Annotated in this window: 18 protein-coding genes; 11 read left to right on the top strand and 7 right to left on the bottom strand. The window is 36.0% G+C overall.

The features are described from left to right. Positions 1-150 precede the first annotated feature (150 nt). Entirely contained in the window at positions 151-597 is a 447-nt protein-coding gene (locus tag BP18_RS09940) for a HEAT repeat domain-containing protein (RefSeq protein ID WP_007722040.1), read from the bottom strand. A 228-nt stretch (positions 598-825) separates the two neighbouring features. Here BP18_RS09940 and BP18_RS09935 point away from each other — a divergent pair, with 228 nt between their 5' ends. From BP18_RS09935 to BP18_RS09925, 3 genes are all read left to right on the top strand, one after another. Beyond that, the gene (locus BP18_RS09935; protein ID WP_007722039.1) at positions 826-1464 is read left to right on the top strand and encodes a TetR/AcrR family transcriptional regulator; all 639 of its coding nucleotides are present in this window, start codon (positions 826-828) and stop codon (positions 1462-1464) included. A gap of 83 nt (positions 1465-1547) precedes the next feature. Continuing rightward, on the top strand, positions 1548-2258 hold the full coding sequence (locus BP18_RS09930; RefSeq protein WP_007722038.1) for an ABC transporter ATP-binding protein: 711 nt from the start codon (positions 1548-1550) through the stop codon (positions 2256-2258). Position 2259: 1 nt separating this feature from the next. Continuing rightward, positions 2260-2961: a hypothetical protein gene (locus tag BP18_RS09925; protein WP_007722037.1), complete on the top strand. Its 702-nt coding sequence runs from the start codon at positions 2260-2262 to the stop codon at positions 2959-2961. On the opposite strand, the gene BP18_RS09920 is transcribed toward BP18_RS09925, so the two are convergent. The 3 genes from BP18_RS09920 to BP18_RS09910 are packed head-to-tail and all read right to left on the bottom strand — an operon-like array spanning position 2950 to position 5434. Further along, positions 2950-3216, bottom strand: a complete 267-nt coding sequence (locus BP18_RS09920) for a linear amide C-N hydrolase (protein ID WP_269319415.1) — start codon at positions 3214-3216, stop codon at positions 2950-2952. The two genes, BP18_RS09925 and BP18_RS09920, sit on opposite strands and share 12 nt — an antisense overlap. 57 nt (positions 3217-3273) lie before the next feature. Then, a complete protein-coding gene (locus BP18_RS09915; RefSeq protein ID WP_007722034.1) occupies positions 3274-4659 on the bottom strand; it encodes a M24 family metallopeptidase in 1386 nt (461 codons plus the stop codon). Then, on the bottom strand, positions 4649-5434 hold the full coding sequence (locus BP18_RS09910) for a DeoR/GlpR family DNA-binding transcription regulator (RefSeq protein ID WP_007722032.1): 786 nt from the start codon (positions 5432-5434) through the stop codon (positions 4649-4651). The genes BP18_RS09915 and BP18_RS09910 overlap by 11 nt, the downstream gene beginning before the upstream one ends. 270 nt (positions 5435-5704) lie before the next feature. Between BP18_RS09910 and BP18_RS09905 the strand changes: the two genes are divergently transcribed. Beyond that, positions 5705-6697, top strand: a complete 993-nt coding sequence (locus BP18_RS09905; protein ID WP_007722030.1) for a sensor domain-containing diguanylate cyclase — start codon at positions 5705-5707, stop codon at positions 6695-6697. A gap of 118 nt (positions 6698-6815) precedes the next feature. Here the strand turns inward: BP18_RS09905 and BP18_RS09900 are convergent, their stop codons facing one another. Genes BP18_RS09900 through BP18_RS09890 form a run of 3 tightly spaced genes read right to left on the bottom strand, consistent with a single transcriptional unit; the run spans position 6816 to position 10337 of the window. Then, positions 6816-7760: an acetylxylan esterase gene (locus tag BP18_RS09900; RefSeq protein ID WP_007722028.1), complete on the bottom strand. Its 945-nt coding sequence runs from the start codon at positions 7758-7760 to the stop codon at positions 6816-6818. Between the two features lies 1 nt (position 7761). Then, positions 7762-8967: an AGE family epimerase/isomerase gene (locus tag BP18_RS09895; protein ID WP_007722026.1), complete on the bottom strand. Its 1206-nt coding sequence runs from the start codon at positions 8965-8967 to the stop codon at positions 7762-7764. Positions 8968-8999: 32 nt separating this feature from the next. Beyond that, positions 9000-10337 carry an MATE family efflux transporter gene (locus tag BP18_RS09890; protein ID WP_007722025.1) on the bottom strand — a complete coding sequence of 446 codons (1338 nt, stop codon included), beginning with the start codon at positions 10335-10337 and terminating at the stop codon, positions 9000-9002. Positions 10338-10491: 154 nt separating this feature from the next. On the opposite strand from BP18_RS09890, the gene BP18_RS09885 reads away from it, so the two are divergent. The 7 genes from BP18_RS09885 (at position 10492) to BP18_RS09855 (ending at position 19013) form a co-directional block, all read left to right on the top strand. Continuing rightward, the gene (locus tag BP18_RS09885; RefSeq protein ID WP_029276170.1) at positions 10492-11421 is read left to right on the top strand and encodes a glycoside hydrolase family 113; all 930 of its coding nucleotides are present in this window, start codon (positions 10492-10494) and stop codon (positions 11419-11421) included. Between the two features lie 98 nt (positions 11422-11519). Further along, the gene (locus BP18_RS09880) at positions 11520-12842 is read left to right on the top strand and encodes an ABC transporter substrate-binding protein (protein ID WP_029276172.1); all 1323 of its coding nucleotides are present in this window, start codon (positions 11520-11522) and stop codon (positions 12840-12842) included. A gap of 47 nt (positions 12843-12889) precedes the next feature. Continuing rightward, positions 12890-13783 (top strand): carbohydrate ABC transporter permease, encoded by an 894-nt coding sequence (locus tag BP18_RS09875; protein WP_407921364.1) that lies wholly within the window; start codon positions 12890-12892, stop codon positions 13781-13783. A gap of 3 nt (positions 13784-13786) precedes the next feature. Next, on the top strand, positions 13787-14647 hold the full coding sequence (locus BP18_RS09870) for a carbohydrate ABC transporter permease (protein WP_051669187.1): 861 nt from the start codon (positions 13787-13789) through the stop codon (positions 14645-14647). Positions 14648-14676: 29 nt separating this feature from the next. After that, positions 14677-15285, top strand: a complete 609-nt coding sequence (locus BP18_RS09865; RefSeq protein ID WP_007725125.1) for a hypothetical protein — start codon at positions 14677-14679, stop codon at positions 15283-15285. A 55-nt stretch (positions 15286-15340) separates the two neighbouring features. Next, on the top strand, positions 15341-17572 hold the full coding sequence (locus tag BP18_RS09860) for an alpha-galactosidase (RefSeq protein WP_007725122.1): 2232 nt from the start codon (positions 15341-15343) through the stop codon (positions 17570-17572). Between the two features lie 22 nt (positions 17573-17594). After that, positions 17595-19013, top strand: a complete 1419-nt coding sequence (locus tag BP18_RS09855; RefSeq protein ID WP_007725119.1) for a glycoside hydrolase family 1 protein — start codon at positions 17595-17597, stop codon at positions 19011-19013. Positions 19014-19045: the final 32 nt, after the last annotated feature.

Raw genomic sequence — 19045 nt, 5'->3', positions numbered from 1 at the left:
ATGGCCCCCTTCTTTTCAAATTGTATTTAAGTATATCTTCCCATAATCACACTAATTCTGTCATTTAAAATGCTTTTTTAGACAAAAAAAGTGTATAACTACTCTTTCATCTAGACAAAGTAGTTGTACACTCTAGTTTACATATAAAGCTTAGCGTAAGTTTGCAAAAGAAGAGGTGATCCATAGATCGAAATTTTCTTGCTCTTCATATTGCATAACGTCATACATTTCAGGACTGACAATTTGGAACTGGTTTTTGAAGACAGCCAAATCAAATTCTGTCATTTTTGTATCACGTTTCACACGATTAAACACTTTAGCAAAGTCTTTGCTGCTGTACCCGATATCTTTTCTTTTCATCACTAACGGCAAGCCTTTTTTTGTGACACCCATCGCTTGTGCAGCGTTGAAAGCAGCTTCTTTTACTGCGAAAACGCGGTCATTTGATGCAAGTTTAGTCAAGATATATCTTGATTTTTGACAGTCATAGTTTGCTAATTCAGTAACGGCTTCGAGTCTGATTTTCCAATTGTCTTTTGTATTTGCTTTAGTTTTTAATTCTTCAATATTAGCTGGTTCTGCTTGGATAATAGTCATAATGTTGTTGCCTCTTTCTGTTTCGTGTCTTAAATTCCATACTATAGCGTTTGATGGGTTTTTACAAGGTTATTTCGATTAAATCAATTTTTTTTTCCAGTTGTGAGTCTTTTTATAGTTTAAAGAACAAGGAACAGTAAAAAATGTGCAAAATGATTTGACATACAGACTGACGATAGGTAGTATGAAACATACATACCGACAGTATGTATGTGAGGTGAGTTATAGGTGGCAAGAAATAAATATCCTGAGGAAACAAGGAAGAAAATACTCGATGTAGCAGAAAAGTTGTTTTTAGAAAAGGGTTATGACGGAACTTCTATTCAAGATATCGTTGATGGATTGGGAAATATGACAAAAGGGGTCATTTATCACCACTTTAAATCAAAATTTGCTATTTTAGAAACGATAATGGATGAAGCGGATGAACAACCTATTCTCGAACAACTTAGAGGGAGTAACGGATTAGAGAAATTGCAAAATGTTATAAGGGATTCTTTCCAATCTTATCGAAGGCAATCAATTGGCTATGCTGTTGCTGTTACTTTAAGAAGTCCTAGAATATTAGGAGAACAGTATTTACAAGTTTTCCAAGAACTAGTTCCAGAAATGAAAAAAATCGTTGATGAAGGAGTTTCGGATGGATCCATTCAAACCGACTATCCAGAAGAAATTACGGAACTACTGATGCTAACGATTAATTTGTGGATTGGATTTCAACTGAGCCTTTTATCAGAAGAGGAGTTACACCGAAAAATTTTGTTTATTCAACAAATGTTTAACGGATTAGGTGTTCCTTTATTGACTGATGACATTGTTCAAGATGCGTTTACCTTGTTTGCTGTTTTAAAAAAAAATAACAATTAAGAAGGTTATTTTTTTACAAAGATACATACCGGTGGTATCTATCTTTTGAAGAAACTATACTGGAGAGTGAAAGGAAGATAAATATGACAAGTATTGTTGCTGTTCATCATTTAGAAAAGAATTACGGAAAAAAAGAAATTTTGAAAGACTTTAGTTTGACTGTTGAAAAAGGTGAAATCTATGTGTTGTTAGGAAGAAATGGTGCTGGAAAGTCAACACTCTTTAAAATTCTAACAGGACTATCGAAAGCGTCAAATGGGTCTATCACAATTTTAAATGAAGAGAAAGATTTAGAAAAAGTGAAAGTCAAAATAGGGTCGAATATTAACGAGCCAGTTTTTTATGAACATTTAAGCGCCGTGGAAAATTTAGAAATTCACTGTGATTATATGGAATCTTCTAAAAAGCGCATTCCTGAGTGGCTTAAAGTAGTAGGGTTGGCAGTGGATAATGATCGTCCGGTAAAAGAATATTCATTAGGTATGCGCCAAAGACTTGTTCTGGCAAGGTCTCTCGTTCATGATCCTGAATTAATCATTATAGATGAACCATTAAACGGTCTTGATCCCAGAGGTATCAAACAATTTCGTGAACTAATTGAAGAGCTTTCTTTGTTAGGTAAAACAATTATTATGTCGAGCCATATCTTAACAGAAGTGGAATCCGTTGCCACACGAATTGGTGTAATTTTTGATGGCGAACTCGTTTTAGATGAATCAAAGGTGGATCTTGTTGCAACACATCAAGATGGATTAGAAGATTTCTTAATCAGTAAAATGGAAGGGGAGTATTAAAATGAAACTTATTGGATTGGAAATGAAAAAAATTGCATTAACTCCTTATCTGCTTACTAGCATCTTAATTCCTTTGGCCGCTTTAGCTTTAATTGATTTATTAGCCTATGTGCCTCAAATTGATCCAACTATTCTAGCTACTGATCCAGAAATGGGAACTTATGCCTTTTTATATGTTATTTCTTTCATTATAAATGTAACTGGATTTGCATGTATGAATACAGCCATGTTAGGAAAAGTCATCATGGAATCTTATAACGATAATTATATTCCTTTGACGCTGAGTTATCCCGTTTCTAGAAAGAAAGTCTTCTGGGCAAAGGTACTTTTTTGTGAATTGTTTTGTGGACTCGGCGTTTTTATGGGAGTCTTATTAACCAATAGTCTATTCTTTGTATCAGAATCTATTTTTTCTTTAGTAACTGATACGTTATCATTTGCAACGATTGTCAATCAGTTACCAGTCATAATTGTTTCTATCGTTTTAGTGATTAGTATTAGTTTGATTGCTCTAGCAATAGGCTGGTGGAGAAATTCACTGCCTTTAGCTATTGTTGCGGCAGTAGTTCTTTGCAGCATATTAAGTAATTTAGTTACAGTAGGTGGAATTGAAGTGGTTTTAGCTATTTCTGGTGTCCTCTTTCTTATAGGTGTATTAGTAGTTTTAACGTTAACTAAAAAAGTGATGCGACTAGAGGCATAATAGAAAAGGAATCAAAGCAACTGAGAATGGTTCCAGTTGCTTTGATTCCTTTTTGTGGGTTTTAATTAGTGTAATGGATTGATGGTTCTTTTTATCTTTTTTCTCATCATGATAGACTGCAAAACCATCAAAATTTAATCCACCTATTCCAAGACCTTTTTCATTAACAGCGTCAAAGTACAATGAATATTTATCTACTATCATGGACATATCAATTATGGAATAGTGTGAAGAGAGTTTTCCTTTTTTATCAATAAGACGGTTTAGTTAAATGTTTCTTTTAAGATAGCCAATTGGAGATGTCTTTGAATATTAGTCTTCTTTTGTATAAGCTAGTGTTTTATTTAATAAGAATGGCGTATAAAAAGCTACCGTATCGCTTAAGGGAAGAATATCCGCTGAAAGGTTAATGCCTATAACCTCTTTAATGTAATATCTTCTCTCTTCAATTCGTTTCCAAACTTCAGGATAATGTTGGCTTAGGTCATTTCTTAATGTTTCATCAGCAATTGCTATTGGTTCTTCACAACTTGCTCCAGTATAGCCAGGAACGCTTGGAATCATATCAATTTGTAATAATTGTCCGCTTTGAATGACGGCTTTAGAGCCTTCGAAGAATGGAGAAGACATCCATTCTTCATCTGAAGTGTAGTGACCAGGATTCAATGTCCAGCCATAAATCTCAGAAGGGAAAACTTCTTGGATTCTTGCATAAAATTCGTCTCCAGAAATGCCGATAGACAGAGTTTCTAACCAAGTCGAATAGGCTTTGAAGTAAGGTTTCCCAACGCGATCTAAATAATCTTTTTGATTCTCTGGCAATTGATTTTCAGAAGAGATGACAAACCCAGCTCTGCTGCTCAACCCGCCTTTGTAACCCACCGTTAAAGAGTAATTATCTTTTAAAGCAATGGTTTTGTTTCTAGGATAAAGGATGGCATTTGTAAAACGTTGTCCTGTAGCACTGATGGTTGTAACTGAGTTGGGCTGTCCATCTTGTGCTAGTAAAGCCCCAATTTCTTTTTCGTCTTTTCCAACCGAAATTTCTTGTAAGGCATTAAACATTGCCAGTCCTGCTAAGGAAGCGCCGTATTCGTAGTGAGCAATCTCGTTTGCGTTATAGGTTGTTCGTAACCCAACTGTTGGAGAAGTTAAAGAAAATGTGAAGTTTTGTAATTGATCTCTAGTGGAAACATAGTTTAGCAAACTATCCATAACATAGAATGGAAGATCGAATAAATCTTTATTATTGTACTGACTTGAAGTGAAGAGTTTCCAGCCAATAATGCCAATTTTTGCATCAGGAGAAATATTACTTTCTTTAAAGTAGTGGTCTAGTGTTTTTTCACCGGACATAGGTTGATTTGGAAGAGAAAAGAAAGGAACATGAATTGGATTTGCTTTGATTCTAGAATGTGCAGCCATTTTTACGTTTTCATTTCCTAATAATAAATGACTTTCACCAGACGCGTGAATCACTAAACAGGCTTCTTCAAATCTTGGGATGAAACCTGTGAAGTATTCAAAGTTAGCACCGTGTTCGCGGTCAGCGTAAATGATAGCTGTATCAATAGAGTGGACATGCAGTTGTTCTAAGAATCGTTCTTTTCTAGCAGCCATTGTCTCATCCGTTAATACAACAGATACTGGATTGCGGTGAATAATAGGTAAGTCCACAGTCGTTAAATTAATTTTCATTGTTTTTTTCCTCATTTCTAACAGATTTTATAGTAGTTACGTTGCTTAATTTCTGGAAGAGTTTATCCTCACTTGGTAAATCAGTGACAATCATATCAAAGTCAGTGATATTCCCAACTTTATATAAGTAAGATAAATCAAATTTTTTATGATCAGCAACCAGAATCGTTTTTTTAGATTGCTTTAAGATCGCTTTTTTTGTAAAAGCATCTTCTTCATTTGGCAAAGAAACGCCTGATTCAAGATTAATACCTTCAGCTCCAATAAAAGCAACGTCGAAATTAAATTGCTGAACAAACTCAGCCGTTTCTAGTCCTAAGAAACCTTTCGAAAGGTCTCGATATTTTCCTGGGACACAATGCAATTGAATGCCTTCAAATTTTGACAGAGCATTCATAACTAATAATGAATTGGTATAGAATTGACAATGCTCTATGTTGAAAATTTCTCTGGCAACAGCTAGTGTGGTTGTACCGGTTTCAATAAAAACAGAACTTCCTGGTTTAACTAAAGTTCTACAAAAGTTAGCAATCCTTTTCTTTTCCTGGACACTAACTTCTTCCTTGATAGATATAGGGTTTTCAAAGGAATCATCACCTCGGTAGACTGCGCCACCATGGACGAGTTGAATCTCTTTTTGGATGGCTAATTCTTTTAAATCTCGATTAATGGTCATCATAGAAACACTTAATTCATCAGCGAGTTCTTTTGAGCTGACTTCACCATTAACTTTTAATAAATCACTAATGAGTTCTTGTCTTTTTGTTTGATTCAATCACGTAACCTCCATCATAAGAATAAACATGGTGCATTTGTAACTAATTATAACATTTAACATAATTAAAACAACACTATATAACAATAAATGTTATATAGTGTTGTTTTTCGATTGAATAAACTGTTGGAAGTATAAAAAAGTGGTTGTTATTGGAGTGAGGTGTCTAGTTTTTGCCTACTTTTATAAACATTGAACCGCGCTTATAAATAAAGTACACTTAAATAGACATATATTTAAACTCAAAAAGAGTATAAATGGAGGGATATCTTGCAAGAGTATAAAGAATACGAAGAATTAACAAAAGAAGAATTAATTTTAAAGGTGCAATCATTAGATCGATTGAATAAAGAGTTATTGCTGACTTTTCAAAAGTCAGAACGTTTGGAATTTGGGTGGACAGGAAATTTAGGACAGTGGTTCTGGGATTTCACTACAAATGAAGTGACATTTAATCCTTTAAAAGCAGAAGCAATAGGGTATATGAAAAAAGACTTACCTGAAAAAGTATCGTATGAATTTTTTACAGATAAAGTTCATCCAGATGACAAAAATGAAGTTATGCAATTGATGACCAACCATTTAAAAGGAGAAATACCTGTTTGGGAAGTAAAGTATCGTATTCAAGCTAAAGATGGTTCTTGGAAAGTTTATCGAGACCGAGGAAAAGTAACGGAAAGAGATGAAAATGGCAGACCTCTTTTTCTTACTGGGATTGTATTTGATGTTACACAAGAGGAATTTGAAAGAGAACAATTAGTCGTGAAAAATAAAAGTCTAACAACTCAAATGAAGAGAGATACACTCACTTCCCTTTATACACGATCTGCTATCATAGTAGAATTGGTAAAACAGGCAAATCGAGCTAAAGAGCAAAAACAACCGATGTCAGTGATTGTTTTAAACGTAGACAATTATGCTAAAATAGAAGAGCATTTCGGGATAATGTTGAGTGAAGGAGTATTGAAGGCAACGGGAGAAGTGATTAAAGCTTCTATCAAGGAGAGATACGTTGCAGGAAGATATAGAGACTCAGTGTTTTTAATCATACTAGAAAATACAGCTGAAGAAGAAGCTGGTATAGTGGCTGAATCAATCAAACAAACGGTTCTAGAAACTATTTTTGATATACCTAAACACGTAAGTATTAGTGCGGGAGTTTCTGCTTATTATCCAGATGAAACAATCAGTGAACTGATTCAAAGATCCGCTCAAAAGCTAGTTGCGGCTCAAAAAAATGGTGGAAATCAAGTTGTTTTGTAACTCTTCTAGTCTGACAATGACTCTAAATAAGCTAAAGCGATTAAAAGAGTAGGATGTAAGGAAAAAGCACTACAAGTATCTATTTTGACAGATACTTGTAGTGCTTTTATTCGTCTATTTAATCGATAAAATAACTGCGCATGTCATCGCTGACTTTAGGCAAGTATTCATGACCATATTCTGGTAAAACAACTAAGTTTTTTTTAGTGTGAATGTTATTATACGTCGCCATTTGAGTGACGGGTGGTACGATTGTATCTTGCATTCCTACGACCCAACAGACTTCAGCATTTATGCGTGGAGCAAAATGTTGAATATCAATGTATTCTAAAGTGTCAAAAATTTCTTTTTCGCGTTTATGAAGAGGATCACGGAATTGGAACCAATACGGTATTTCTTCAAAAGCAGATGTTTGAGCCCCCAGAGAATACGCTTTTCGGTAATCAGAAAGGAAAGGATAAGAAACATAGATACGGTAAAGATCAGGAACAAGGCCTGCACAAGCAATGGTCAGACCGCCACCTTGGGAAGCTCCTTGAGCATAGATACGTTTTTCGTTTACAAAATCCATTGATTTTAAAATTCGAGCCGCATGAGCGGTATCTAAGAAAACTTGTCTAAAATAAAGATTGTTTTTTCCTTCTTCCATGCCGCGAATAATAAGCCCCTTCATGACTCCACCGCTTGTCTGCGTTCGATCTTCAGAAAGTCCACCTTGACCACGAGCATCCATTGCTAAGACAACAAACCCTTCAGCTGCCCATCCAATTTTATCTTGGAAATCGCCTGAATCTGTATGGTAGCCATGGAATTGCAATAAGCCTTTAAAGTTTCTACCCGTCGTTTCTTTTGGCGTAATAAGTTGACAATGAACGGTAGCTCCACCAACGCCTTTAAATGTCAGATGATAAAATTTAGCAACTTGCGAAGGGATATCTACCGGGTCTAGTATATAATCAAGTGGAAGAGACTCCATTTCATGTAACCCTTCTTCCCAAAAAGCATCAAAATCAACTGGTTTGATGCCGCTACCAGAATAGCTTTCCAAATCTTTTATTTGCATTCTATTTTTCCTCCAGACGTTTAATCATTTCTAAATAAAAGCGAACCGTATGATAAGGTCCTTTCCATGAATCGGATATATTTTCTTCTGTTGTTCCATTTTTACGAAGAACCGACAATAGTTGATTGTTTTCGTCCAACCGAGAATACCATTCACTTCCAGGACGAGTATCTACAAATTTTTTCTGGATCAATTGAATTAAATTTAATGCAGTATTTCGGTAGATGTTATTTCCAGATTGCTGAAAGGCATGGTAAAAACCAATAACGGCTTCAGCTTCTACCCACCAAACTTTTGTTTTATCGACATGCGAACTATCGACATGATTGATCATCCAGCCATTTTCATCTAAACCATTTTCGTAGCAATATGCAGCAAGTTCAGTTGTCATACTGCGTACCTTTTTATCTAAGTCTTCATCTACTTTACAACAGCTTAACGTTTCATCCAATAACCAAGAAGTTTCAATATCATGCCCATAGGAAACGCCAGGAGTTATTGAAGTCCAGTTTTGGTCAAATTCTTGCTGGCAGTAACCAGTAGGATGAAAGATATAAGTGGTGAATAAACGCAATAAGTGCTGAATCTTTTCTAATAACGTTTCATTGGGCCATACTGTGTAAAGGTTTGTATAAGCTTCCAGTAAATGCAAATGCGTATTTGTTGTATACCTCACTTCAGGATTTTGAGAAGCAACTTGTGATAGCGCTTTTTGCTTCCATTTTTGATCAAATTCTTCTTCATAGCCAAGAGTGCTTGGATTGTAAGCATTCTCTTCAATAAGATGATATAGTTTTTTCGCATATTCTAGTGCATCAGAAGCTGGATCAATTTTCGCATACTCGCTCAGACCGTAAATCGCAAAGGATTGGGCATAGACATGTTTGATCGGATTAAGAGGCTTACCCTCGGCATCAACAAGCCAATAAATGCCGCCATATTTATTATCCCATAAGGATTCTGTTATAAAACGGTAAGCATAATCTGCAGCTCTTTTGTACTTTTGTTTTTGTAATGTGTTATAAGAATAGGAAAAAGTCCATAAGAATCGAGCCATCATGACCCCACCTTTAGGAGCAAGTGGGTCGGACTCTAAATCAATGGATAATTTGCCGTAAAATCCTCCATTCGTATTATCTTGCTGAGATAACCAGAAAGGCAATACTTTTTCTGAAAGTTGATTTCTCAACATTTCTTTTGTGCTCATTATTTTCCTCCTTGTATCAAATGATTTTTCTATCAAGCAATGAGCGTTTTTAACCACCCTTCGCGTAAGGTGCGTCGTACACCAATAATGGCGCGAATGATTTCATGCGAATTAGCCACGAAAAAAATGCTCCAAAGCGGCCATCCAAGGTATACTGCAAGGAAAGCCATTGGGATTCCCCATAACCAAACGGATAGAGTATCTAACCACATGACGAAAGTCGTATCTCCACCAACGCGCAAAATTCCAACATTGTTGACATAGTTTAAGTTTTTAAAAGGCAACAGAACAATATAAGCCAGCAATACTTGATTTACGAGTTCTTCTACATGACTAGTGATATTGTAAAATTGCAGAATCATAGGTGAAAATAAAAAAATGACTCCACTGACAACAACCGAAAGAATAGTAGTCATTCGGATGAATTGTTTGGCATAAAAGAGAGCTTTTTTGTACATTTTCCCACCTAGTTGGTTTCCAATCATCACGCTCGAAGCATCGCTCAAACCAGTAAAGACACAAATAAATAAGAATACAAGTGGATCAATCAAAGAAATAGCCGCGGTCTGATCTGTTCCGGTCCGAGTGTAGAGCCAAAAGAAGACCAACTCACCCATGGTCCAAGTTAGATGATTGATGATAGAGGGAAAGGTTACTTTCCAGTAAGGACCAGTGATTTGTAATGCGGGTTCGGTTGAATCAACTTCAGATCTTAGGATGCCTTTTTTAACAAATAAAGAGAACAATAAAAGTGTTTGTACGATACGAGCTAGTAATGTAGCAACCGCTGCTCCACGAATTCCGAAAGCAGGTAATCCAAAAGGACCAAAAATCAAGAGCCAGTTGAATAAAGTGTTTGTTAACAATGTGATAACACTATAAAAAGTAGGACGTTTGACCTCTCCAATTGTCTTAAGGGTCACACTAAAAATCATAGATAAAGCAGTAAATACGTAGCTAAGACTGATGATACGCAAGAAAGGCACCGCTTCAACAATAACAATGGCATCGTCAGAAAAAATTCCAAGAATGAAGGGGGTGAATAATAACGTTACAAGTGCAAAAATGAATGAAAAAATCGTTGCAATTTTTGATACTAAAATTAAAATTTGTTTAACTCCTGAAACATTTCTTTGTCCCCAATATTGTGAAGAGAAGATGGTTGCTCCGCTAGCAAAACCCTGCAATATGACGGCTAAAAACTGAGTGAATTTGTTTGAGATACCCACTGCAGCAATTGCTTCAACACCTAAACTTCCAACCATAACGGAGTCTATAATGTTTAAACCAGAGGTAATCATTAATTGAATCGTAATGGGTAGTGCAAATGCCCACATTTGTTTGTAAAAACGTCGCTTCTCTTCATTCATAAAAGTCTCCTTTAGGTACTAAAAATTTTATTTTAGAACGGTTAACTCGTTTATTCTTTACAAATTAAATAGATTGATTAATAATAATGGTAACGTATACACAAATAAATATATACTTTTGTTTTAAAAAGTCAATACATAAAAGGAGGAAATTATGGAATTTATTAAGGGAGTAACGTTTGGTTATATGAGCCAACGTGGAGAATGGGAGTCACAAGAAGCGTTTGAATCGTTGCGGTTATTGCAAGAACGTTGTGCGGCAACGCACGTAATTCTTACAGTTGTCGTAGATCAAGCAACCATACATGCAACCCAAATTGATTGGCAATCAGAGACTGTATTAAGTGATCAAGAAGTTCGAAAAATGATTGTATTTGCACAAGAAATAGGATTGAAAGTTATTTTAAAACCAATGGTAAATATAGCAGACGGTATGTGGCGCGCGCATATTAACTTTTTTGATCATGATGTACCTTGCGAACCAAAATGGTCAGAATGGTTTAGTGCATATACAGAATTCATTACTCACTATGCAAAAATTGCCGAAGAAACTGCTTGTGAACTCTTTGTAGTAGGATGTGAGCTGGTAAATAGTGATCGCCGAGAAAAAGAATGGCGTGAGGTTATTTCAAACGTAAGGAATGCCTATACTGGATTGATTACCTACAATTGCGACAAATATCAAGAAGATAACTTAACATGGTGGGATGCAGTCGATGTTCTTTCCTCGTCGGGGTATTACCCTATTGATAAATGGGAACAAGAACTAAAACGAATTGAAAAAGTAGTAGAAAAAGAACAAAAACCATTCTTTTTCTGCGAGGCAGGATGCGCCAGTCGTACAGGCTCAAAATGGTTACCAAATAACTGGGAATTAGAAGGATCAGTGGATCTTTTTGAACAAAAAGAATGGTATGACGAGATGTTTCGCCAAACCGATAAATATGAATGGATAGGAGGATTTGGACTATGGGATTGGAAGGCTAAGCTATACCCCATTCGCCAATCAGATGCAAACCAAGATTATGCAGTATACGGGAAGCCTGCAGAATCAACCATCCAATCATATTTCGAAAAAAAATAAAAAAATTTGATTAAAAGTATATACATTTAGTTTTAAAAATGCTAACATATGTTTTGTAAACGCTTACTGAATTAAAACATTTTGAGGAGGATATAGTGATGAAAAGAAATTCCGTTTTTAGTAAAGTTGGTTTAGCAAGTTTGGCAATCGCGTCTGTTGTAGGATTAGCTGCATGTGGGGGAGAAAGTACAAAGGAAACTGACGCAGCAGATGGTGTTGAAACCATTACGTTCATCAACCATAAGACAGACTGGGAAACGAATGGCAAATGGGATGACTACATAGCAGAGTTCAATAAGGAAAATCCCGATATCAAAGTGAAAATTGAAACCATTACCGATTATGCAGGACAAATGAAAACACGTATGAATACAAAAGAATACGGAGATTTATTGATGCTACCGGCTGATATTGCACCACAAGATTTTGAATTATTCTTTGAACCATTAGGAGACAAAGAAGAGTTAAGCAAAACATATATGGGACTGAATGACCGTTCATTCGAAGGCGTTCAATATGGTATTCCATCACAAATGAATGCAACTGGTATGGTTGTAAACATGCAAGTATTCAAAGATGCTGGGATCAATGAGTTCCCTAAAACACAAGAAGACTTCATTGCTGCTTTAGAAACAATCAAAGAAAAAACACCTGATGTAACGCCGCTATACACAAACTATGCTGCAGGGTGGACATTATCAAACTGGGACTTCACACGTACAGGAGTTTCTGGTGATCCAGATGTAACAACAAAATTAGCTCAAGATCCTGCACCATTTGAAAAAGGCGATACAATGTATACGATTTATGACACATTGTATCAAGTAGCAAATAAAAAATTGATTGAAGCAGACCCAACAACATCTGACTGGGAACAATCTAAAGTGGATATGGCAAACGGCAAAATCGGGGTCATGGTTTTAGGAAGCTGGGCTGTACCACAAATTCAAGATATCGTTCCAGAAAATTCAGAAAATATCACATTCCAAACTTTCCCAACCACAGCTGAAGATGGTAAACAATATATGGGTATTGGTGGAGACTATAACTTAGCTATTAATGTGAACAGTGAACATAAAGAAGCTGCACGTACGTTATTAGACTGGTTAGTGAATGAATCTGATTATGCGGTAGATAATGGTGGATTGCCAGCTGTAATAGGTGGAGATTATCCATCAGCGTTACAAGCTAGCCAAGATGCAGGTGTTATCTTATTAGAAGAAAACCCAGCACCTGAAGGAAAAGAATCACTATTTCCAGATGTTAATAATATGTCTGAATTAGGCGTAGGCTCTACTGATTTAGAAAAACAACGCATTATTGATGCTGGTATAGGAAATTCAGATGAATCATTTGAAGATATTATGAAAGAATTTAATACACGTTGGGCTGATGCAATCAAAACAGTTGGCAACAATTAATTGAGTGAAAGGAGCGTCCCGGTTTCGTTGGGACGCTCGATTTATTAATGGAGGGGTATCCTGTGCATAAAATAAAGTTAAATCAAAATACAGAAAAAAAGTTGCTCATTTTCTTATTTACTATCATTCCAGTTGCTTTACTGCTGTTGTTTTCTTATTATCCGTTAATAAAAATGTTCCAGTACAGTTTGACCGATTGGAATGGAATCACGCCTAATCCAAAATTTGTTGGAGCAGACAATTATCGAACGGTTTTGACAAATCCAAATTATTTTGCTGTTTTTAAAACGAGTTTGTATTACTTCATCGCTACATTTTTCCAATTAGGTATTGCGCTATTATTTGCAACGTTGTTGTCATTCAAAGTGAAATTCGCTAATTTTTGGAAAGGAGTTCTATTTTTCCCTTATCTATTAAATGGTGTAGCTATTGGATTTATCTTTCTATACTTCTACAAAGGTGGAGGTACGTTAGATACGGTCTTGTCATTCTTAGGGTTAGATGGGCAAATTCGTCTTTGGTTAGGGGATCGTTCAATCAATAATATTGCTTTAGCGTTTACTTCAGTTTGGCGATATACCGGTTTTAACTTCTTAATTTTCTTAGGTGCCATCCAATCAGTCAATCCTGAAATCTATGAAGCAGCAGATATTGATGGAGCCAGTCAATGGGATAAATTTCTTTATATTATTGTCCCGAGTATAAAAAACATTATCTTTTTAAATATCATTTTAGGAATCAGCGGCTCATTAAGCGTATTCGATATTCCTTATATTATGACAGGCGGTTCTAACGGAACAACGACATTTGTCATTCAAACGATTTCAACAGCCTTTAAGTACAATAAGACTGGTTTGGCTTCTGCAATGGGAATCATTCTTTTGTTGATCGTGATTGTTGTTACTGTAATCCAACGTTTAGCCATACGAGAAAAGAGGTAGGACATGGAACTAACAGAAGTAAGATATAAAAAGAAAAAAAAGAAAATCCAATTTTCATTTGGAAGTGTATTCAAATATGTAGTCCTTTCTTTAGGGGTCATAGTAGCATTATTGCCAATATTAGTGGTGTTAATTGGTTCATTTAAGTCTAATGAGGAGTTTTTGTCATCAGGAGTTTTAGCATTGCCTCAAAAATTAGACTTTACCAATTACATTACGGCTTTTGTTGATGGTCAAATGCTAACAGGATTTAAGAATACGTTATTTATTTTTGTTGTTAGTATGGTTGGAAAGTTAACATTAGGATCAATGTTTGCTTATGCGATGAATCGTTTTGATTTCCGTTTTAAGAAAATCATCCTAACGTTGTTCATGACAGCTATGTTGATTCCAGGAATCACAAGTCAAGTTGCAACGTTCCAAATTATTGAAGGATTAGGATTGTTCAATACGATTTGGTCAGTTATCGTCTTAAACTTAGGAACAGATGTTATTGCACTTTACATCTTTATGCAGTATCTAGATGAGATTCCTATTTCATTAGACGAATCGGCTATTTTAGATGGAGCATCTTATTTCCAAATTTTCTGGAAAATCATTTTACCAAACTTAAAAGCACCAATTGTAACGATGCTTATTATTAGCGGAGTTGGTGTCTATAATGATTTCTACAATCCGTTCCTTTACATGCCAGGACGAGAATTAAAAGTTATTTCAACAGCATTATTCGCATTTAAAGGACCTTATGGAACCAATTGGCCAGTAATTCTAGCTGGTGTCATGATTGTTATTATACCAATTCTAATTGTGTTCCTTTCATTGCAAAAATATATTTATAACGGTGTAGCCGGTTCAGTAAAATAAACAATTAACTTTAGAGAGGAAGAATGAAGATGAAAAAAGCCCCCAAATTGATTCGATCTATTGAGATGACCCATCTGTTTGTCATCGGATCTGTCCGTTATTGGGGCAAACTCATACGTTCGGGTCTCATTTATGGTTTTGCAGATGCAGCAAGAAGTGCACTGTCTTTTTTACAAGAAAGAGTCGTTCTTGTTCCAATTGATAAATTTGCTGAGCAAGATAGAGCAAAAAAAACAAGAAAGAATATCCCTTTTGATAAAGTACTATCATTTGTATGGACAATATTGTTAAGTATGTGTTTAGCCAGTCTATTAGGTCTTTATATGGGTTATTTGCATAGTATAAGTATTTTCTTAGTAGTAACCATTTTGACGTTATTCTCTCTTTACCATACTTTTTTAGTGCTAGCGATTGCCTTATATGAGTATAAACAAGGGCCATATGACGGAAAATGGTTCTATGCCTATACGTTGGACTACATGATTCGTAATCCATTCAAAAGTTTGTTTGTTTTAATGCTGACATGGAGTTCAATGGGCATAGCCTACTTTAACTTAGTACTATTTGTCTTTTTGGTTCCTAGTCTTTATTGGATGATGGTTCAAAAAGGATTACACGTAAAGGCAAATGAACGATAATATTAAACTTTGCTAATAAGAGATTACCTCTAAAAATGAATTAAAGGAGTACAGTATGACTAACTATGTTCTTGTCAATGAAGATACAAAAGAGTTTCATCTTACAAATGGGAAAATAAGTTATCTATTTCGGGTTATGGAAGAGACAAACGTGTTGGAACAATTATACGTTGGAAAAGCTATCCGACACCGCAATTCATTTGCTCATTTGATTGAACGGGAAGTGCGACCATCAAACAATTTAAAGGTCGATAATTATACGACGTCCTTGGAGCATATTAAACAAGAAATGCCGGCATACGGGACAACGGACTTTCGCTATCCAGCTATTGAACTTCGTTACCCAGATGGAGATCACATCAGTCACTTCGAGTATCAAGCCTATTCAGTTGTAGAAGGAAAGAAAAAAATTGAAGGGATGCCTTCAACCTTTGCTACTTCAAATGAAGCGACTACATTAGAAATCCAATTGAAAGATCATTATTCTGATGTAATGTTGACTCTTTCTTACACTGTGTTTCATGAATTGAGTGTCATAACAAGGCATGCAATGTTGGAAAACCAAGGAACACATTCCGTTAGAGTTGAACGTTTGATGAGTTTAAACATCGATTTCCCAACTGCAGACTATGACTTTGTTCATTTGCATGGTGCTTGGGCTCGAGAAGCACAAGTAGAGAGAAAAGCGCTGATTACAGGAGTACAAAATATTTCTAGTACACGAGGAGCTAGTAGTCATGCTCATAATCCCTTTTTTGCACTTGCCAAAAAAGATGCAACTGAACACAGAGGAGAGGTATTTGGTTTCAGTTTTGTCTACAGTGGGAATTTCTTAGCTCAAGTTGAGGTCGATACGTATGATGTGACACGCGCAATGATGGGGATTAATCCTCATCATTTTGAGTGGAAGCTAAGCGCTAGAGAAACCTTTACCACACCAGAAGCCGTAATGGTTTACAGTGATAAAGGGTTAAATGGAATGAGTCAAACCTTCCATACATTGTATCGAGAACAATTGATTAATCCCAAGTGGGCAAAACGGGAAAGACCGATTCTTATCAACAACTGGGAAGCTACTTACTTTGATTTTGATGAAACAAAAATCTTAGAAATAGCTGGAGATGCGAAGTCCTTAGGTATTGATCTTTTCGTATTAGATGATGGCTGGTTTGGAAAACGTGATGATGACTCTAGTTCGTTAGGAAACTGGGCAGTAGATAAAGAAAAGTTGCCTAATGGAATTCTGGGATTAGCTCAAAAAATACATGCAATGGACTTGAAATTTGGTCTTTGGTTCGAGCCTGAAATGGTATCTGTTGGGACACCGATTCATGATGCTCACCCAGAATGGGTCATCGGGCATCCAGAAAAAAACATTTCTCATGGAAGAAATCAATATGTATTAGACTTTTCTCGCCCAGAAGTTGTGGAGAATATCTTTGATCAGATGGATGCGATACTTAACAGTAACGAGATTGATTATATAAAATGGGATATGAACCGCTACATTTCCGAAGCCTACTCACAAAATTTACCTGCCGAAAAACAAAGAGAAGTGATGCATCGGTATATTTTAGGTGTCTATGCTTTGTATGAAAAAATTCTGGCGAAGTATCCGGAATTACTGATTGAATCCTGTGCAGGAGGTGGCGGACGTTTTGATCCTGGTCTATTGTATTATGCACCACAAACCTGGACGAGTGACGATACTGATGCAGTTGAGCGGTTGAAGATCCAATACGGAACATCATTTATTTATCCTTTGTCTGCCATTGGAAGCCATGTCTCAGAAGTACCGAATCACCAGGTTGCACGTACGACGTCATTAAAAATGCGTGGGGATGTGGCAGCGTTTGGAACTTTTGGATATGAGCTAGATAGTACAAAGTTAAACGAGACAGATAAAAAGATTATCAAAGAACAAATCAAGCAAGTAAAAGAATGGCAACAGTTAATCCATCAAGGGACATTTTATCGTTTGAAAAGTCCATTTGAAGAAAATGTAACAGCCTGGATGGTTGTATCTCTTGACCAAACGGAAGCTTTAGTTGGTGTATATCAAGTGTTAGCAAAACCGAATCCTGTGTATGAACGCATACAATTAATGGGGTTAAAAGAAGATAAGTTGTATCGAATCAATGAAGGCAAGGTGGACCGTTATGGTGATGATTTGATGCAAGCTGGATTGATATTGGGAGAAAATTATATCGGACGTGCTCATGAATATTGGAGTCGCGATATGCCTGGAGACTATGCGAGCCGTATCTATCACTTGAAAGAAAAATAGACAATAGTTAGGATGAGAAGAAATGAAAATTGAATTTCCGAAAGATTTTTGGTGGGGGGCCGCAACATCTGGTCCACAAAGTGAAGGGCGTTTCAACAAACAACACGCAAATGTGTTTGATCATTGGTATGAAATTGAGCCAGAAGCGTTCTACAATCAAGTAGGACCAGATACCGCTTCTAACTTTTACAACAGCTATAAACAAGATATTGCGATGATGAAAGAGATTGGTTTGAACTCTTTTCGTACATCCATTCAATGGTCTCGCTTGATAGACGACTTAGAAGAAGGAACCGTCAATGAAGATGCAGTGCGTTTCTATAATGCAGTCATTGATGAATGTCTGGCACAAGGTATCAGACCAGTTATGAATTTGTTGCATTTTGATCTGCCTGTAGAATTGCAAGAGAAACACGGTGGATGGGAATCAAAACATGTAGTTGATTTGTTTGCGAAATTTGCTGCACAATGTTTCAGGTTGTTTGGTGATCGTGTAGAGGATTGGTTTACATTTAATGAACCATTAGTCATTGTGGATGGCGCATACTTGTATCAGTTCCATTATCCTAATATCGTTGATGGAAGAAAAGCGGTACAAGTTGCCTATAACATCACGCTAGCTTCTGCTAAAGCTATTGCGGCTTATCACGAAATTAATACAAATCCTAAGGGCAGAATAGGCAATATCTTAAATTTAACCCCTTCTTACCCAGCAACAGATTCGCCAGAAGATCTAGCAGCAGCTCATTTTGCCAATTTATGGATGAATGATATGTTTTTAGGTGCTTCTACAAAAGGACAATTTCCTGAAGAATTAGTGGGTATTCTAGAAAAAGACGGTGTGTTGTGGGATTCTACTGATGACGAATTGAGCATTATCAAAGCCAACACGATAGATGTTCTTGGTGTCAATTTCTATCATCCTAGCAGAGTCAAACAACCAAGTATCTCTTCAAATAGTTTAGCTGTAGATTGGATGCCGACGAAATATTTTGATAACTATGAGATGCCTGGACGACGAATGAATGTAGATAAAGGTTGGGAAATCTATCCTAAAGCATTACATGATATTGCACTAAATATCAGAGATAATTATGACAATATTCCATGGTTCGTATCGGAGAATGGAATGGGTGTTTCAAGAGAAGAACGTTATTTAAATGAAGAGGGTGTAATTGAAGATGATTACCGAATCCAATTTATTCAAGAACATCTGTATTGGTTGGCGAAAGGAATAGAAGAGGGATCAAATTGTTTTGGCTACCATTTGTGGACTCCTATTGATTGTTGGTCATGGAAAAATGCTTACCGTAATCGATATGGTTTTATCGCTAATAATATTCATACACAAGTGAAAACCATCAAGAAATCTGGTTATTGGTTTAAAGAAGTCACACAAAATAATCATTTTGAAATACTAGAAGACTTGACTCGTCTATAATTTTAACTAATAAAATCAATAATTCATTTTCT

Source organism: Carnobacterium jeotgali MS3, from assembly GCF_000745125.1.
Taxonomy (GTDB): domain Bacteria; phylum Bacillota; class Bacilli; order Lactobacillales; family Carnobacteriaceae; genus Carnobacterium_B; species Carnobacterium_B jeotgali.
The sequence above is the reverse complement of the archived record's forward strand: the minus strand, read 5'-3'. Positions and strand labels throughout refer to the sequence as shown.